This window comes from Okibacterium endophyticum, from assembly GCF_054780075.1.
Genome location: NZ_BAAGXA010000004.1, coordinates 142,349 through 158,035, shown reverse-complemented (window position 1 = coordinate 158,035; position 15,687 = coordinate 142,349). Strand labels below are relative to the sequence as shown.

The 15,687-nt window shown below is 66.8% G+C and carries 14 protein-coding genes; 6 read left to right on the top strand and 8 right to left on the bottom strand.

The features are described from left to right. Window positions 1-165: 165 nt before the first annotated feature. From ACYVF5_RS03160 to rfbB, 3 genes are all read right to left on the bottom strand, one after another. Window positions 166-834: a hypothetical protein gene (locus ACYVF5_RS03160; RefSeq protein ID WP_460943250.1), complete on the bottom strand. Its 669-nt coding sequence runs from the start codon at window positions 832-834 to the stop codon at window positions 166-168. Between the two features lie 44 nt (window positions 835-878). Continuing rightward, a complete protein-coding gene (locus tag ACYVF5_RS03155) occupies window positions 879-1,460 on the bottom strand; it encodes a PadR family transcriptional regulator (protein WP_460943248.1) in 582 nt (193 codons plus the stop codon). A 536-nt stretch (window positions 1,461-1,996) separates the two neighbouring features. Further along, a complete protein-coding gene (gene rfbB, locus ACYVF5_RS03150; protein ID WP_460943246.1) occupies window positions 1,997-2,995 on the bottom strand; it encodes a dTDP-glucose 4,6-dehydratase in 999 nt (332 codons plus the stop codon). Window positions 2,996-3,164: 169 nt separating this feature from the next. Here rfbB and ACYVF5_RS03145 point away from each other — a divergent pair, with 169 nt between their 5' ends. Continuing rightward, window positions 3,165-3,761, top strand: coding sequence for a YdeI/OmpD-associated family protein (locus ACYVF5_RS03145; RefSeq protein ID WP_460943244.1), 597 nt, complete (start codon window positions 3,165-3,167; stop codon window positions 3,759-3,761). Window positions 3,762-3,813: 52 nt separating this feature from the next. Here ACYVF5_RS03145 and ACYVF5_RS03140 read toward each other — a convergent pair whose 3' ends face one another. After that, window positions 3,814-5,553 (bottom strand): FAD-binding protein, encoded by a 1,740-nt coding sequence (locus ACYVF5_RS03140; protein WP_460943242.1) that lies wholly within the window; start codon window positions 5,551-5,553, stop codon window positions 3,814-3,816. Window positions 5,554-5,630: 77 nt separating this feature from the next. On the opposite strand from ACYVF5_RS03140, the gene ACYVF5_RS03135 reads away from it, so the two are divergent. The 3 genes from ACYVF5_RS03135 to secA2 all read left to right on the top strand — a co-directional run bounded on the left by ACYVF5_RS03135 (window position 5,631) and on the right by secA2 (window position 9,820). Then, the gene (locus ACYVF5_RS03135; RefSeq protein WP_460943240.1) at window positions 5,631-6,572 is read left to right on the top strand and encodes a LysR family transcriptional regulator; all 942 of its coding nucleotides are present in this window, start codon (window positions 5,631-5,633) and stop codon (window positions 6,570-6,572) included. 396 nt (window positions 6,573-6,968) lie between these two features. After that, a complete protein-coding gene (locus tag ACYVF5_RS03130) occupies window positions 6,969-7,169 on the top strand; it encodes a YciI family protein (RefSeq protein WP_460943238.1) in 201 nt (66 codons plus the stop codon). Between the two features lie 323 nt (window positions 7,170-7,492). Continuing rightward, complete coding sequence (gene secA2, locus ACYVF5_RS03125) at window positions 7,493-9,820, top strand: accessory Sec system translocase SecA2 (RefSeq protein WP_460943236.1); 2,328 nt, start codon at window positions 7,493-7,495, stop codon at window positions 9,818-9,820. 21 nt (window positions 9,821-9,841) lie between these two features. On the opposite strand, the gene ACYVF5_RS03120 is transcribed toward secA2, so the two are convergent. Further along, window positions 9,842-10,927, bottom strand: a complete 1,086-nt coding sequence (locus ACYVF5_RS03120; protein WP_460943234.1) for a 3-deoxy-7-phosphoheptulonate synthase — start codon at window positions 10,925-10,927, stop codon at window positions 9,842-9,844. A gap of 250 nt (window positions 10,928-11,177) precedes the next feature. Between ACYVF5_RS03120 and ACYVF5_RS03115 the strand changes: the two genes are divergently transcribed. Then, a complete protein-coding gene (locus ACYVF5_RS03115; RefSeq protein ID WP_460943232.1) occupies window positions 11,178-11,615 on the top strand; it encodes a nitroreductase family deazaflavin-dependent oxidoreductase in 438 nt (145 codons plus the stop codon). Between the two features lie 142 nt (window positions 11,616-11,757). Here ACYVF5_RS03115 and ACYVF5_RS03110 read toward each other — a convergent pair whose 3' ends face one another. After that, complete coding sequence (locus ACYVF5_RS03110; protein ID WP_460943230.1) at window positions 11,758-12,186, bottom strand: VOC family protein; 429 nt, start codon at window positions 12,184-12,186, stop codon at window positions 11,758-11,760. 220 nt (window positions 12,187-12,406) lie between these two features. Here ACYVF5_RS03110 and ACYVF5_RS03105 point away from each other — a divergent pair, with 220 nt between their 5' ends. Beyond that, a complete protein-coding gene (locus ACYVF5_RS03105; protein WP_460943228.1) occupies window positions 12,407-13,372 on the top strand; it encodes an NAD(P)-dependent alcohol dehydrogenase in 966 nt (321 codons plus the stop codon). A 227-nt stretch (window positions 13,373-13,599) separates the two neighbouring features. Here the strand turns inward: ACYVF5_RS03105 and ACYVF5_RS03100 are convergent, their stop codons facing one another. Both ACYVF5_RS03100 and rfbD read right to left on the bottom strand, forming a co-directional pair. Beyond that, entirely contained in the window at window positions 13,600-14,736 is a 1,137-nt protein-coding gene (locus ACYVF5_RS03100) for a glycosyltransferase family 4 protein (RefSeq protein ID WP_460943226.1), read from the bottom strand. Beyond that, entirely contained in the window at window positions 14,733-15,614 is an 882-nt protein-coding gene (gene rfbD / locus ACYVF5_RS03095; RefSeq protein WP_460943224.1) for a dTDP-4-dehydrorhamnose reductase, read from the bottom strand. Before rfbD ends, ACYVF5_RS03100 begins: the two co-directional genes overlap by 4 nt. Window positions 15,615-15,687: the final 73 nt, after the last annotated feature.

Here is a 15,687-nt window from a genome sequence, read left to right as displayed (position 1 = left end):
CACGTTACGCAGTTCTGTCACGTGATGCAGTTCTGTCACGTGATGCAGGAATGCCGGCGAAGCGGCGGGTCTATCGACTCCTGTCCTCGGGTCGGTCGAATCGATCCGGTCGACCGGCGCCGTTGATCCCGGACCACACGTGACTCGGCGTTGTGTGTGCGCCGGCTACGCACCCCAGATCGTGCGCACCATGCTCGGTGTGTAGTCGGGAGGAGTGGCGTTGATCCACAGGGTTGCCAGCCAGAGATCGTCTCGCAAGAAGTGGGACTCGCCGCTGCGGTTGACGGTGCCGTCCTCGTTCGTCTCCTGCTGGGTCACACAGCGTCGGCCGTCGAGTTCTGCGTAGCAGCGGTAGCCGAGCTCGTTCAGGCGGGCCTCGACAGTCAGACTCTGCTCCGGAGTCACCTGCGAGACGTTCGTGATCAAACCGGATTCGCTCGCGCCGCCCCAGGTGCACCGCAGAGTGGGCAGAGTGGGAATCAGCGCGGCGAGCACCTCGTCGCGTGTGCCGACCTCGAGCGTGAAGGTCGGGTCGTTCAGGGGATAGTTGTTCTCCTGCATCATCGCGATGTAGTCGGCGGCGAACACGCCCGTGCAGTCTGCCGGCACCGAGCTGGCCGTCGGTTCTGGCGCCGGTTCGGATGCCGGTGTCTCGGCAGGTGGCGCGGTGGACGAGGCGCTCGGCGTCGCCCCTGCCTCCGGAGTGTCTCCGGAGCCCTGCGTGACCAGGGTGGTGACCGCTCCCGCAGACACGGCGAGGACCGCGGCAGCGATCCCGCCGGCAATCCATAGCCGGGCGCGGCGTTGTGCTGAGTGCTGCGTAGATTCGCTCATCGAAAACTCCCGGGTACAGCGTACCCGGGAGTTTTTCGGATTCGTTATTCGGCGAGGATCAAGTAGAGCGCACGCCTGGCCTCGTCGAGCTTCTCGGCTGCCGCGGCACGTTGCTCCTCAGTGGCGGCGACGCGGAACTGGTGCACAACGCCCATCAGCTTGCCGACGCTCTCGTGGAGCGTCGCATCCGCTTGCGTGCGTCCCGGCGCGGAGTCCCACGCCTGCTGCAGTTCGTCTTCGTGCTCTGCGACGTATGCCGTGCCCGCGTCTGTGAGCACGAACTCGGTCTTGCGGCCTTCGCCGATCGAGCTGATGAGGTCTTCATCGACGAGTTGCTGAAGCGTGGGGTATACCGAGCCGGGGCTCGGTCTCCACGCGCCGCTCGTGCGCTCTGCAATCGCTTTGATCAGCCCGTATCCGTTCGATGGGGTCTCGGCGAGAAGCGACAGGATGGCCGAGCGAACGTCGCCGCGGCCGGCTCGCCCGCCGCGTGGTCCGTGAGGCCGGCCGTCGAACCCGCGGCCGAAGCCTCGAGGGCCATGGCCGTAGTGGCTGCGGCGAGCGATATCAGGCCCGGCCTCCGGTGTGTGGAAAGGGTCTTCACTGTGGTGGAAAGTGTTTCTCATGGTGTCTCCTTGACTGTGGGCGAGGGTGCCGCCCGATGCGGCACACAACTCGAGAGTCGCTCGAGAGGAGCGGTATATCGCATCCTGTCAGCGATAGTTAACGATATATCGGTGAATATCGCGTGTCAAGCCCCGCAGGCCGATCTGGGCCCCGGCGCCGGGACTCGGCGCTGTGGGCCCGGCGCTGTGGTCCGGCGCTGTGGGGCGCGGCGCTGGGGTCCGGCGCTAGGAAAAAGTCACGGCGCGAGGACGAATCCGCGGATTTCATCCTCGCGCCGTGACTTTCTCCTCGTCGGCGCTCGCGGAATGCGCCACCCATGGTCCCGCCCGCACCCACAGCACTCAGAGCACTCAGAGCACTCAGAGCACTCAGAGCACTCAGAGCACTCAGAGCACTCAGAGCACTCAGAGCACTCACACACCCGCCGCACTCGCCGCACTCGCCGCGCGGGGGGAGTCGCCCGCACCACGCGCAGCCCACAAACAAACGGGGCGCCGCGCGTGTGCGCGACGCCCCGGTGAACGGATGTGTATGCCTACTGGCCCTGCTGCTTGTAGCGTGCCTCGGTGGTGTCTTTCTGCGGCGCCCACCAGGCTTCGTTGTCGCGGTACCAGCCGATGGTGTCGGCGAGGCCCGACTCGAAATCCGAGAACTGCGGCGCCCACCCGAGCTCGGTGCGCAGCCGGGTGGAGTCGATCGCGTAGCGCAGGTCGTGGCCGGGGCGGTCGTTGACGTGGTCGTAGGCATCCGCCGGCTGCCCGAGCTGGGTCAGGATGAGCTCGACGACCTCTTTGTTGTTCTTCTCGCCCTCTGCGCCGATGAGGTAGGTCTCGCCGATCTCGCCTTTGTCGAGGATCGTGAGCACCGCAGAGGAATGGTCGTTCGCGTGGATCCAGTCGCGCACGTTCTCGCCGGTGCCATAGAGCTTGGGGCGCTCGCCGCGCAGCACGTTCGTGATCTGACGGGGGATGAACTTCTCCACGTGCTGGTATGGACCGTAGTTGTTGGAGCAGTTCGAGATCGTCGCCTTCACTCCGAACGAGCGGACCCAGGCGCGCACGAGCAGATCGCTGCCGGCCTTGGTCGACGAATACGGACTCGACGGGTTGTATGGCGTCTGCTCGGTGAACTTGTTCGGATCGTCGAGGTCGAGGTCGCCATAGACCTCGTCTGTCGAGATGTGGTGAAAGCGGGTTCCGTGCTTGCGCGCCGCCTCGAGCAGTGTGTAGGTGCCGATGATGTTGGTGTCGAGGAACGGCCGAGGGTCGTCGAGCGAGTTGTCGTTGTGGCTCTCGGCCGCGTAGTGCACAACCGCATCGTGGTCGGCGACGAGGCCGTCGACCAGCGTTGCGTCTGCGATATCGCCCTCGACAAAAGCGAAGCGGTCTTGTGGCAGACCGTCGAGCGAGGCGAGGTTGCCTGCATACGTGAGCTTGTCGAGCACCGTCACGGAGTGATCGGTGTTGTCGAGCACATAGTGAACGAAGTTCGAGCCGATGAATCCGGCGCCGCCGGTTACAAGAAGTCTTGACACCCGAACATCCTACCCAGCCGCTCGCTGGGAACCCGCTGGCCGCCGGCGCCACGACCTTGCGGGCGTTTCAGGAGGCTCATTCCCCGGTATGCTCGGCGGGTCTGAGCCGGCACAAACGCCGCGAAGGGCACTGGACGCCGCCTAGCCGATCACGACAGGATGGGGAACTATGCCAGACGAACCAGACGAGCTGATTGTCGATGACGCCGAAGCCTGGCGCGACTGGTTGGACCAGCATCACGCGACGTCAACGGGTGTGTGGGTGGTGCTTGCGAAGAAGGGCACAACTCAGCCCACGTCGCTCACCTACGCGCAGGCACTGGACGAAGCTCTGTGCCAGGGGTGGATCGACGGGCAGAAACGCAGTCGCGACGCCGCGACATCGCTGCAGCGGTTCAGCCCGCGCCGGCCGAGGGGCCGGTGGTCGCAGCGCAATGTGGGGCACATCGAGCGTCTGCAGAAAGAAGGCAGGATGCGTGAGGCCGGGCTGGTCGAGGTCGAGCTCGCGAAGGCGGACGGCCGTTGGGACGCCGCATACGCCGGTCCGGCGACGATCGAGGTTCCCGACGATCTCGCCGCCGCGCTCGCTGCAGAGCCACGAGCGCAACGGATGTTCGAGATTCTCACGAGCCAGAACCGCTTCGCGATTCTGTTCCGGATCGACGGTGCCAAACGGCCGGAGACCCGCGCCCGCAACATCGAGCGGTTTGTGATGATGCTCGCCAGGGGCGAGACCGTCTATCCGCAGAGGCGCAGCCTCGACTGATCGCGGGTCGAGCCCGCCCCGGCCGTCGTGGTCGCATTCCGCACCCCGATCCCTACTCCACGAGCTTGCCCTCGGTGTCGACCTCGCGGATCAGGTCGGCGATCTCAGCGGGCACCGGCGGGATGTCCTCGCGGACGACGCCGGTGGTGGGGGACCAGACGAGATTAACGCGGAGGGCGGGGTCGATGTCCGGGAAATCGCTTCGGTTGTGGCACCCGCGGGTCTCTCGGCGCTCCAGCGCGGTCGCGAGCGTCGCGCGGGCGGCGAGCGCCGAGGCCTTCAGGTCGAACGCATGGGCGAGATCCTGAAAACCGGCGATGTCTGGGTGGATGCCGACGTCTGTCATGCGGGTCTCGATCGCGTCGAGCTCGGCGAGGCCGGCGGTCAGGCCCGCCTCGTCTCGCACGACGCCGGCGTGCTCGGTCATGGTGTCGCGGATCGCGCGTTGAAGGGCGCGGACGTTCTCCGTTCCATCGGCGGAGAGGAGGTCGTTGATCTCCGCTCGCGCCTGCGCGACGGCATCCGCGGATCGCCGTTGGGCGTCGAGACCGGCGGAGTGGGCGACCGCCGCCTGCCCGACGATGCGTCCGAAGACGAGGAGCTCGATCAGCGAGTTGCCGCCGAGGCGATTGGCGCCGTGCAGGCCGCTGGACGCCTCGCCGATCGCGTAGAGGCCGTCGACGTCGGTGCCGTGGTCTTCTGGCCGCACCCAGACCCCGCCCATGGAGTAGTGCGCGGTGGGGGCGATCTCGATCGGATCGGTTGTGATGTCGAGCATCTGGAGCTCCATCATCGTCTGGTACACACGAGGCAGCCGCGACATGATCGTCTCGCGAGGCAGGTGAGACACATCGAGCCAGACACCGCCGTTCTCTGTGCCGCGACCCTCTTTGATCTCTGTGTATGCGGCCAGCGCCACCCGATCACGTGTGGAGAGCTCCATACGCTCCCGGTCGTAGCGCTCCATGAACCGCTCGCCGAGAGCGTTCCGGAGAATGCCGCCCTCGCCGCGCGCGGCCTCTGAGATGAGCGTTCCGGCCGCGTTCTCGGGCTCGATGATTCCCGAGGGATGGAACTGGACGAGCTCAGGGTCACGCAGGCGCGCACCGGCGTCGACGGCGAGGCGAAACGAGTCACCGGTGTTCTCGTCGCGACGAGAGGAGGTGCGACGCCAGATCCGATTGTGGCCGCCGGCGGCGAGGATCACGGCGTCGGCGTGGATGAGGTGCCGGGTGCCGTCGAGCACGTCGAACCCGTATGCGCCGAAGACCGTGTTGCCCTGCACGAGGATCCGGGTGATGTAGACGGTGTCGAGGATCGGGATGTCGAGCTGCTCGGTGCGATTCACGAGCGCCCGCTGGATCTCGAGCCCCGTGTAGTCGCCGGCGAAGGCGGTGCGGCGGTAGGTGTGTGCGCCGAAGAAGCGCTGCGAGATGCGGCCGTCCTGCTCGCGGGCGAAGGCCATCCCATAGCGCTCCAGGTCGCGGATGCCCTGCTCGGCGCCCTGCGTCACGATCTCGACCGTGTGCGGGTTCGCGAGGAAGTAGCTCTCTTTGATCGTGTCGGCGGCATGTTGCTGCCAGCTGTCGTCGGCGTCCATCGTGCCGAGCGCCGCATTGATCCCGCCGGCGGCCAGAGAGGTGTGGGCGTCGTGGCGCGGGCGTTTGCCGACGGCGAGCACGTCGACACCCTGTTCGGCGACCTCGATGGCTGCGCGCAGCCCCGACCCGCCTGTTCCGATCACGAGGACGGTGGTGGACAGCTGGTGCTCGATTGCTTTCGATCCGTTCATGCATCCCACGTTAGGAAGCCGAGAGCCATTACTCCAATGCATTATTCTCGTCGAGTCGATGCGAGTATGCTATCGACGTGAATCTCGAACAACTGCGAGGCTTTGTGGAGATCGCCCACCACGGGCATTTCACGCACGCCGCCGTATCGTTGCATCTCGCCCAGCCCTCGCTCAGCCGGCAGATCGCCGCGCTGGAGCGGGATCTCGGTTCAGAGCTCTTCCATCGGGCGCGGGGCCATATCTCCCTGACGGCAGCCGGTGAGGCGTTGCTGCCGCTCGCCAAGCGCATGCTCGCGGACGCAGAGACGGTTCGCCGCGAGATGGCCGGGCTCGCGGGTCTGCGCAAGGGAAGGGTGCGGCTCGGTGCGACACCGAGCCTGTGCATGAGCCTGGTGACCGAGGTGGTGGATGCCTTCCACAGTGCTCATCCCGGCATCGAGATCCATCTCACCGAGCGCGGTTCTCGCGGGCTGATCTCCGAGCTGGCCGAAGGCGCCCTGGATCTCGCGCTGCTCACGTCGTCGGCGGGAGGGGCGTCGTCCGCCGCGCGCCTCACCCGCACCGCTCTCCTCACGGAGGAGCTCGTGGTCGTCTGCTCGTCGGCCCATCCGCTCCTGACGTCGCGGCGAAGCATCACCCTCCCGCAGCTGGCACGGCTGCCGCAGATCGTGTTCCACGAGAGCTACGATCTGCGCGCGGCGACCGAGGCGGCGTTCGAGAAGGCCGGGGTGACCCCGTCCGTCGTTCTGGAAGGAGCGGAGATGGATGCCGTGCTGCGGTTCGTGGAACGCGGCCTCGGCGTCGCCGTCGTGCCGGCGATGGTTCCGCTCGACCGACCCGAGCTCCGGGCCGTTCGCCTCGCCGAGCCGAGGCTGAACCGCACAGTCAGCCTGGCCCACCGCGCCGATGTGACGCTCACGCGTGCCGCGGTGGCGATGCGGGATTCCATCATCGCCATCGCCGATGCCCTCGCCTCGCGTGGTCCGTCGCGCAGCCGCCTCGTGACGCGCGTCCTCTGACGGGGGTGTCGGTGACGACCACGCCTCATTCGCCGCATACGAGCATCGGAGGCGCGCCTATGCCGATGGCAGAAGCGGAGCAACCTCGGCGTGCTCCTTTCTCCGCGCAGCGCGGCGGGGCCGAGGGGGCGCACGTTCTTCACATCTTCGCTCGGCCGGCATATGCTCATTCCGAGCAGCAAATCGCTCATACCTTCCCGACTATCCCATCGACCTGCGCGGCAGGAATCCACACATGCCAGGAATTGAGGACAGGAGGCAGTGACATGCCGACATTCATCACGATCGGCTACGGGGACAGTGCCGGCTACGAACGGACAGACGCTTCGGTGCGGGAGGCAGCACACGCCCACGACGAGCGTCTCAGGGCCATGGGCGCGGTGATGGGGATCGCCGGTGCGCCGGTCCAGGTCCGCAACCCCGGGGGCAGCGGCACACACCACAGATGGCCCCTTCATGCGGTGCGACCTGCCCGTCGCAGGGTTCGCCGTGATCGAAGCCGCCGACATCGAAGAAGCCGCACAACTCGTCGCCGAAACGCCGTGCGCGGTAGCTCACGGTGTCGTCGAGGTATGGCCGCTCGACGCCACGTCGTGATCGCCACTGCTGCGAGCTTGCTCTGGTTCGCTCCGACCGAGTGACGGCGCATCGTGACCTGACGGCGGTCGCTTCGATTGCCGGTCACGTCGATCGGAGGGGCGTCCCGTTGGCGGCGGCCATGTGTGTCCCGTGTCGACGGAAAGCAGCACAAGGTGTGAGCGGGTGTGCGGCCAGGGCTCTTCGGGATCCGTCTCGTGGGGGACGCGTGTCAGGCTCTTGGTTTCTTAGAGTTGGATCGTGAACTCAGCGCATGCCGGACGATCACTCGTCGAGGATCGCCGTGGTGTGCGTTCAGGGTCCACGGGCACCGGTGCGCCGGGATGACGTTTGCGTGGCTGTCGCGGATGCTCGGTCTGCCCGGGTCCGTGTCGTTCGCTCGTTTCGACGCTCTGGTGCGCCGCGCTGGCGCGCTCGAGAGTGAGATCCGCACGTGGAGCGATGCCGTCTTTGCCACGGAGGCCGCTGCGCCGGCCGCGTCGGCCCGCAGCGTTCTTCAGCGGACGGCGACGGAGCGGTTCCTCGCCGTGGCGCGTGAGGCGGCACGGCGCACGGTCGGGATGCGGGCTTTTGACGAGCAGCTCGTCGCCTGCTGTGCGTTGCTGTCGGGCCACGCGGTCGAGATGGACACGGGTGAAGGAAAAACGCTCGTCGGTGCGCTCGCCGCGGCCGGGCACGCGAGAGCCGGCCGTCGGGTGCACGTGATCTCGGTCAACGACTACCTCGCTCAGCGTGACGCGGAGTGGATGAGACCGTTCTTTGAGGCGCTCGGCGTAAGCATCGGATGGGTCGGTCAGCACACGTCGCGGAAGGATCGACAGCGGACATATGAATGCGATGTGGTCTACGTCCCGGTGAGCGAGGTCGGGTTCGACGTGCTTCGTGACCGCTTCGTCGTCGCTTCGGACGAGCGGGTCGCGCCGGTGTTCGATGTCGCGATCGTGGATGAGGCCGATGCGGTGATGGTCGACGAGGCGATGCTCCCGCTTGTGCTCGCGGGGACGTCGGACGAGGGCGACGCCGATGACCTCGGCGAGGCCACAACGCTTATCGAGCATCTGCGCGACGGGATCGACTTCGTCGTCGACGCGGAGCGGACGACAGTCGTGCTCACCGACCTCGGGCTCGACAGCATCGAGCTTCGGCTGGGCGGGATCAACCTGTACGACGCCGAGAACACAGATCTGCTGACGCGGATAAACCTGGCCCTGCACGCTCGTGTGCTTGTGCGGCGTGACGTGGACTACCTCGTGGAGGGCGAAGCGATCAAGCTCATCAACACGGGTCGCGGCCGCGTCGCTCATCGTCAACGATGGCCAGACGGCTTGCACGCCGCCATCGAGTCGAAGGAACGTCTGGCGGCGAGCGCGGCGGGGGTGCTCCTCGACTCGATCACGATCCAGGACCTGCTGCTCGGATACCGAACGCTCTCGGGCATGAGCGGCACTGTCCTCGCCGTCGCAGAAGATCTCGCCGAGTTCTACGGGCTCCCCGCCGGTCGAGTCGACCGGCACAAGCCGAACCGGCGTGTCGACGAACCCGATCGTGTGCTCATCGACGAGGCGGAGAAGCTCCCGGCGATCGTTGACGAGGTCGTGAGCCGGCATCGGGCCGGTCAGCCCGCCCTGGTGGGAACGCAGAGCGTCGCCGAGTCCGAGCACCTTGCCGCCAGACTCGCTGAGATGGGGATCCGGGCGCGTGTGCTGAACGCGAAGAACGACGCGGACGAGGCAGCGATCATCGCCGGCGCGGGCGAATACGGTGCCGTGACGATCTCGACGCAGATGTCAGGCCGTGGCACAGACATCCGACTCGGTGGAGTAGACGAACGGGACCGTGATCGCGTTCTCGCCACCGGAGGTCTGGCGGTCATCGCGGCAGGCCGCTATCCGTCTCGTCGGCTCGACGCGCAGCTACGCGGCCGTGCCGGACGGCAGGGCGACCCGGGAACCAGTATTGTTTTTGCGAGTCTTGGCGATGAACTCGTGCAGGCGAACGCACCGACACACTTGCTCACCGAGATCGCACGGGCGGGCGAGAGACTCGCGGTGGGTCGACGGCGTTACATCCTGGACAGATCGCAGGCCATCGCCGAGGGAATGCGGCTCGACCGGCATCGCGCGACGTGGGGCTACAATCGGGCGATCGCTGCGCAGCGAGCGGCCGTTCTCAGGGAACGCCGTGAGATCGCCGACGCGGATCTCGCGGCGACGACCATTCGAGACAGGCTGCCGGATCATCTCCGTCTGCTCGAACGGGAACGAGGTGCGGCCGTCGTGGCCGACGCCGTGCGGGCCGTCGCCCTCCATCATCTCGACGAGCGCTGGGTAGACCATCTTGCTCTGCTGCAGGAGATCCGTGACGGCATCCACCTCCGCGCACTCGCCGGTGAGCGGCCTCTTGAAGAGTTCCACCGCATAGCATTGCGTGAGTTCCACGGGTTCTTCGATGGCGTCTACCGGGATGCCGCTGATTTCGTCGAGACTCTTCGCCCAGAGGACATCGGGCGGGATCTCGAAGATCTCGGGCTTCGACGGCCGTCGGCGACCTGGACCTATATGATCACCGACGATCCCCTCGGAAGCCCGGGCGACCGGCTCGCCAACGAGCTCGGCAAGCGCTGGCGCTCGACGGTGCTGAGGATCGAGTGATCGACCGACCACAACGTGGCGCTAGACGGCGGCCGCGAGCTCCTCGTTCCCGTGGTGCGAGCGCGCCGCCAGCGTTTCCGCCAGTTCGAGCAGCAACTCCTCCGTGGTCTCCCAGCCGAGGCAGGCATCCGTGACGCTCTGGCCGAAGGTGAGTTGATCGACCGGGCGTCCGTCGAGCTTCTGCGCGCCTTCGACGAGGAAACTCTCCAGCATCAGACCAGCTATCGGCTCGCCGGCGGCGATCTGACCGGCCAGCTCGCGTACGACAGCCGCTTGGCGAACGTGGTCCTTGCCGCTGTTCGCGTGACTCGCGTCGACCACGAGTCGAGCGGGGCGGCCGGTGGTGGCGAGAAGCAGCGATGCGGCGGCGAGATCGGGGGTCGCGTAGTTGGGCCCGCCGCGTCCGCCGCGCAGGATGACGTGTGCGGCGGTGTTGCCTGTGGTGGTCACAACGGATGCTGCGCCGTTGTCGTCGACCCCGAAGAAGACGTGCGACTGGCTGGCCACTGTGCATCCGTCGACGGCCACCTGCACATCGCCGTCTGTCGCGTTCTTGAAGCCGACGGGCATCGAGAGCCCCGAGGCGAGCTGCCGGTGGATCTGACTTTCGGTTGTGCGTGCTCCGATCGCACCCCAGCTCACGGCGTCGGCGATGTACTGGGGACTCGTCGGCTCGAGGAACTCGCAGCCGACGGGAAGGCCCAGGTCCAGGATGTCGAGCAGGAGCTTCCGAGCGATCCGGAGTCCGTCGGCCACACGGTGGCTGCCATCGAGGAACGGGTCGTTGATGAGGCCTTTCCAGCCGCCTGTCGAACGCGGCTTCTCGAAGTACACCCGCATAACGATCAGCAGTCGGTCGCTGTATCGGCGGGCGATCGGCGCCAGCCGCCGAGCGTATTCGAGCGCTGCGACCGGGTCGTGTACGGAGCACGGCCCGACGACGACGAGCAGGCGGCCGTCGTCACCTCGGAGGATGGCCTCGGTGGCGGAGCGGCTCGTTGACACGAGGTCTTGATGGGCGGCGGTGAGCGGTAACTCGCGTCGAAGCTCGGCAGGTGAGGGCAACGCGTCGAAGGAGGTCACCCGCAGATCGTTTGTGGAACTCATTCTGATCCGTTCTCGGCGGATCGGTCCTGAACCAACCCGCCTGTTAAAGACGAAAGGCAAGGGCGGTGCCCCTGCCTGCTGGCTCTGGAAGTATCGGTCGGCGTATCAGGCCGTCGGCTCTCCCAGAGCCAACGTGAAATACGCATACCAACGATTGTCCATGCACCCAATCTAGCATCCCCCGGGACGAATGATCGGTGGGAAGCGATGGGAGCGCCGGCACGGAGCGATCGGGCCATAGGCTGTCCGTATGGTCGGCACATATCGTTTGACGCGGTTCCGCCGTGGGATCGACAGGACCATGGCGGCGCTCGCGCGGCGCGGGCTCGCGCCAGGGGGGATCGCCTCGCTCACCGTCGTGGGCCGTGTCAGTGGCGAGCCGCGCACTGTTCCGGTGACGCCGATCTCTGTCGGCGGGAACCGCTACCTCGTCGCCCCATACGGTCCTGTGGCATGGGTGCAGAATCTGCGTGCCGCCGGCACCGCGACCCTGCGGCGAGGCCGACTCGACGAGCGCGTCGCCGTCGAGGAGCTCAACACGACGGATGCCGCGCCCATTTTGAAGCGTTACGTGCAGCAGGTGCCCATCGTGCGTCCGCACGTCGGGGCAGGGCCGGACGACGACCTCGCGGCTTTCGAGGCGATCGCGCCCCGGCATCCGGTCTTCCTGCTCGGCCGCGCGGACTGAGGGCGGTACAGCCGCACGGTGAGCCGGGCCGCTGACGGCACTCCAGCGCTCGCCGCCCCGTTGATGCTCGGGATCGGTTTGCTCGGCGACCCCGGAAAGCGTGTATCGGGGATGCGACGCCTTCAGATCGCCTCTGGCGGGGTCATCCGAAAGAGACATCACCCCGGGAATCGATATGCCAGCCCGGGTTGTGCGCGATCTCCCAGATGACGCCGTTGGGATCGCGGACGTGGGCGTGGAAGATGCCGCCGAACTGTCCGCTCTGGGGAGGCTTCAGCACCGTGCCGCCCGCTGTGGCCATGGCGTCGACGAGGGAGCGGACGTCGCCGGGGCTGTCGACGTTGTGCGAGAGAGTGACGCCAGAGACCTGGGATCGATCGGTGTCTGTCTCCAGGTCCTGATTGAACTTGTCGGCGTCGAAGAACCCGAGGACGAGGCCAGGAGCGGTCTGGTAGAAGATGATCTCGCCTTCGACGTCTGCGAGCGGCTTCCAGCCGAGCACACCGTAGAAAGCACGTGTCGCGTCGAGGTCGGCCGTCGCGAGGGTGACGAAGTGCACGTTCTGTTTCATCGGGAAATCTGCCTTTCGAGGTATCGGGATATCGGGGTATCGGGGCCGCTCCGGGGTGACCTGGAGCCCGACCGCTGATGCTGTAACGGATCTGGTGTAGAAGACGTGATGGCGCTCGGCACGAGCTTATGCGCGTCTGCCCGCGTGGGTCGCGGGATCCGTTCGAGAAGATCGCTGATGTTCCCCGTGTGTCGGTCGGCTCGTCGCTAGGCTGTGCGATGTGTCTCGATTCATGAGGGCGGTCGTCTACGACCGATACGGTTCGCCCGATGTGTTGCGCCTCGAGCGGGTTCCTGTGCCCTCGCCGGCGGCGAACCAGGTGCTCGTCGAAATCGCTGCCACCTCGGTGAACCTCTCGGACTGGGAATGTCTGCGGGGAAGCCCGCTGTATGCGCGGGTCGGCGGGCTGCGTTCCCCGGCTCGCCGGGTGCTCGGCTCCGACATCGCCGGCCGGGTCGAAGCCGTTGGTGCTGGTGTCACCCGGTTCCGTGCCGGAGACGAGGTCTACGGTGACAACCTCGACCTGAAGGGCGGTTTTGCAGAATACGCGGTCGCTCCCGAGTCAGCGCTCGCCCGCAAGCCGCGGGGACTGACGTTCGCCGAGGCATCGGCGCTTCCTCAAGCGGGTGCTATCGCACTGCAGGGCACATCCCGTGTGAGCACGGGGCGCCGGATGCTGATCAACGGCTCAGGCGGAGGCTCCGGATCGTTCGCAATCCAGCTCGCCAAGAATGCCGGGGCGCACGTGACCGGTGTGGACAACGAGGGCAAGCTCGAGTTCATGCTGTCGCTGGGCGCCGATGAGGTGATCGACTATCGCAGCCGGGATTTCACGCGGGTCGGACAGTATGACCTTGTGCTCGACCTCGTCGCCCACCGCTCGGTGTTCGCCTATCGGAGGGCGCTGCTCCCCGGCGGCAGGTACTCATGTGTCGGCGGGTCCGTTCCGACGCTTCTGCGGGTCGCGACGATGGGTTCTCTGCTCGGCGGTCTCACCGGCCGCAGGCTCGGGGTCCTCGTTGTGCGGCAGGGCCCCGCCCACTTCGAACCGCTTGCCGAACGATGCGTCACCGGTGAGGTGGACATTCACATCGATCGCACGTTCCGGCTCGACGATGTGCCTCACGCGCTGACCCACGTCGGTGAAGGGCGGGCCCGCGGGAAGGTGATCGTCGAGATCGCCTGAAGGCAGCTCGTGTGCCGTCGCAGTGAGCGCGAGCCGACGGGCGGCCAGTGAGCGGGGTCACGACCCAGCTCGTCGGCGATCTCGCTGAGGGGTTTGCGTTTGAGCCTCGCCTCGTCGACCAGAAGCTGAGGTGCTTCCCCGATGACATCCCGCCCGAGACCGAACTCGCAGATGAGCTCGTCTTCAGCGGGGAGCACGTTCGGGCCCGACCCTCTCGGCAGCCCGGGCTAGAGGTCGGCGTGCAACTGCCAGACACGTTCAGCTGAATCTCTCCAGCTGAACGCGCGTTCGCGGTCGGTGGCGAGCACACTCAACCTCGAGCGCAGCTCGCTGTCGCCGAGCACGTTCGCCAGTGCGGCCGAGAGCCGCTCGGGGTACCCTTTGCCGCTGTGCTCGACGACGAGCCCCGCTCCGCCGGCAACCTCGACGAGCGCCTGGTCGTCTGAATGGATCACCGGAATCCCGAAACGGAACGCCTCGAGGATCGGCAGTCCGAAGCCCTCGTGCGTGCTCGGGTGCACGAACACCGTCGCCCGGCTGAGCACAACGGCCAGGTCGGACTCCGAGACGAATCCGAGCGCCCTCACCCGTCCGTCGCTGAGACCCGCCTCATCGGCGGCCTCGGCGACGGTGATGTCGCCCCAGGTGTCAGGGCCGAGAATGAGGAGCGGCAGGTCGGGGGCGCCCGGCAGCCCGAGCGCGGTGATGAGGTCTGTCAGCCCCCGTCGGGGGTCAAGCGTGCCGACGACGAGGATGTATTCGTCTGGCAGACCGAGCTTCGCGGCGCGGCGGTCGGCGTCTGAGGGAACCTCGAGGTTCGCCCCGGCGGCCCCGCCGATGATGCGCACCCTGTCGTCGAGGTCGACGATCTCGGCAAGACGCTCTGCCACCGCGTGCGACGGAACGACGACGGCATCCGCGTGCTTTCGGGCACGCTTGACCATCGCCTTCGTCCAGGCGACCCGCGCCGGGGTGAGCGACTTCGGGTGGGTCCAGGCGAGGGTGTCGTGCACGGTGACCACGATCTGCGTGGCGTCGTAGTCGCGGTTGTGCTTGACGAGCGGAGCCATAAGGCCGGGGGCGTGCACGAGCCCGTTCGAAAAGCCGGGCGCGATGCCCAGCTGCCACGTGGCCATCAGTTCGCGGCGGGGGAGTGCGGCCTTGTGCAGTTTGGCGAGGCCCGGCAGCTGCAGCTCGAGAGCCTCGATCTTCTCGGGTGGCAGGGCAGACACGATTCCCTCGACCACGCAGCCGGGGGGAGCGGTGTTGACGAGCTCCCGGGTGAGTTCATGCGTGTAACGCCCGATGCCCGTAGGAATCGGGCCGATCATCTGGTCGACCACCACACGAAGCCTGGTGGTCATTCGGATGCCTTCGGCGTCTCGGCGGATGCAGGGCGCGGCACAGCGCCCGCCGCCACAGCTGCCGTGAGGGCGTCGCGCCAGTGCCTGATCTCGGGAAGACCCGCTGCGGCCCATGCGTCGTGGCCGAGCACCGAATACGCCGGACGAGGCGCCGGGCGGGTGAAAGACGTGCTGTCGGTGGGCAGCACTCTGCTCGGGTCGATCCCGACCTCTTCGTAGATCGCCTTGGTGAAGTCGAACCAGCTGCACTTTCCGGCGCTGGTGCCGTGATAGACGCCGGCGGGCGCCTCGGAGTCGGCGAGCAGCACGATCTGCCTCGCGAGGTCTGCCGTCCAGGTGGGTTGTCCGACCTGGTCGTTCACGACGCTCACTGTGGGGTGGCTGCCGGCGAGCCGCACCATGGTGGCGGCGAAGTTTGGCCCGTGCTGACCATAGAGCCAGGCGGTGCGGACGATGTAGGTGCCGTCAGGATGCTCGGCCTGCGCCAGCTTCTCGCCCTCGGCTTTGGTGCGGCCATAGGCAGAGATGGGATCGTGCGGGGTGTCTTCGGCGTAGGGCTCGGTGGCCGACCCGTTGAAGACGTAGTCGGTTGAGATGGTGATGAGCTTCGCGCCCGCTTCTCTCGCGGCGACGGCGAGTGTTCTCACTCCGATGGCGTTGACCGCATAGGCGGCGTCTTCGTTGCTCTCGGCATCGTCGACCTTTGTGTATGCAGCGGCGTTGATCACCACATCGTGGCCGGTGACGGCTGCGCGAACGGCGTTGAGGTCGGTGACATCAAGGTCGGCTCGGCTGAGCGCCGTCACGTCGCGGGCGGCGAGTTCTGCCTGCAGGTCGGTGCCCAGCATGCCCGAGGCGCCGGTGATGAGGTATCGCATGGTGCTCCTTTGTGGTGTCTTCCGATTGTATGCGGCGGTTCTCAGCCTGCGATTTCTGCCGTTGGTAGACTCT